General features: G+C 70.8%; 2 protein-coding genes. One reads left to right on the top strand and one right to left on the bottom strand.

All coding sequences use genetic code 11. The features are described 5' to 3' along the window. Positions 1-54: 54 nt before the first annotated feature. Positions 55-270 (bottom strand): hypothetical protein, encoded by a 216-nt coding sequence (locus tag ACO1BR_RS34045; RefSeq protein ID WP_426798965.1) that lies wholly within the window; start codon positions 268-270, stop codon positions 55-57. Between the two features lie 554 nt (positions 271-824). Here ACO1BR_RS34045 and ACO1BR_RS34040 point away from each other — a divergent pair. Continuing rightward, positions 825-1,493 carry a transglycosylase SLT domain-containing protein gene (locus tag ACO1BR_RS34040; protein WP_426798964.1) on the top strand — a complete coding sequence of 223 codons (669 nt, stop codon included), beginning with the start codon at positions 825-827 and terminating at the stop codon, positions 1,491-1,493. Positions 1,494-1,498: the final 5 nt, after the last annotated feature.

Raw genomic sequence — 1,498 nt, 5'->3', positions numbered from 1 at the left:
GACCGCGAAGTGCGGTCAGGGCCAGTGCCGTTGGCGCTGATGTCGGCGCCGGCTTCAGTAGCGGTTCCAGCCGCGCGGCGGGCCGCCGAAGAGGGAGTCGAGGACATGGCCGGCGACCCGCAGGCCCTCGCGCTCCCTGGGGGTCAGGTCGCGCTGGTGGTGGTCGCGGTAGTCGCGGTGGTGGTCGACGGGAGCCGCGCCGGCGGAGCCCGTGCCGAGGATTCCGGCGACGGCGAGACCGGCGAGAACGACGGCGGAACGACGGAACATAAGCATTCCCCTACGGTGAGTGACGGTTGCGTGTGGTCTCACTCTCCGGGACCCCCGGGCGAGGCGCAGCCCGACAGCCCGGATGCTGCTACGAACGGACCAGCGGCACCGCCGCACGCACCGATCCGCCGGGCCGCGCCCGTTCCCGCCGCCCCCCGAAGGACGAACTGGCGGATTCCCGGCGGCAATTCAGGGTGTGAGCCAGGTAACTTTCCAGGGGTGCCGGAGGGGCTCGAAAGGGCTCCGACAGGTGACCCCGGGCACGCGACGTACGTCACGTACGAGTCCGCCTAGTCGACACCGAGGCGTGCCGCGCCCCGAAATACGGGGCGAATATCGGAGCAAAACGGGCATTCCCCTTCATCTCACGAAGAGAGGTAGTACAAGGGGTTATTGCCACGAATCGGGTCGGCCGTTAACCATGGATCCCGTCGCACCGAGAGCGGGTCTGCGCCCAACGCCCTGAGGGCGGGCACGACGCGAAGAGCCTCGGTCCGAACGCGCCAACGACGGCCACCCCGCCGTCCCCCGTACCTGGAAGAGGTCACCCCCGTATGCCCAGTTTCGCCCTGCCCCGCGCTGCCCGGATCGCCCGTGTCACCCGCACCCACAAGGTCGCCGTGGCCGTTCTCGCCGCCGCCGGCGCCACCACGGGGCTGGCCGTCACCGCGGCCCCGGTCCACGCCGCCCCGGCCGCGCACGCCTCCGCCGCGGTCAAGCCGGTCAGCGCCAACGGGATGCCCGCCAAGGCCGACAGCGCCAAGGTCCAGCGCCCGGTGAGCGCGTCCGTCGCCGACCGCATCAAGGTCACCGCGGTCGCCCAGCAGGGCCACACCGCCGAGCAGGCCGCCAGCCGCTCCGCCGAGCGTCCGGCCGCACCCAAGCCGGCCGCCCCGCGCTACGCGAACAACCTCGACGGCTGGATCCGCCAGGCGCTGGACATCATGAAGTCCAAGGGCATACCGGGCAGCTACGAGGGCCTGCACCGCAACATCATGCGGGAGTCCAGCGGCAACCCCAACGCGGTGAACGACTGGGACGTCAACGCCGTCAACGGCATCCCGTCGAAGGGCCTGCTCCAGGTGATCCAGCCCACCTTCGACACCTACCACGTCGCGGGCACCGCCGATAACCTCACCGACCCGGTCGCCAACATCACCGCCGCGGCCAACTACGCCGCCCACCGCTACGGCTCCATCGACAACGTCAACTCCGCCTACTGAGCCAC

Origin of the sequence: Streptomyces sp. YGL11-2 (assembly GCF_050054615.1) — a bacterium.
Lineage (GTDB): Bacteria > Actinomycetota > Actinomycetes > Streptomycetales > Streptomycetaceae > Streptomyces.
The sequence above is the reverse complement of the archived record's forward strand: the minus strand, read 5'-3'. Positions and strand labels throughout refer to the sequence as shown.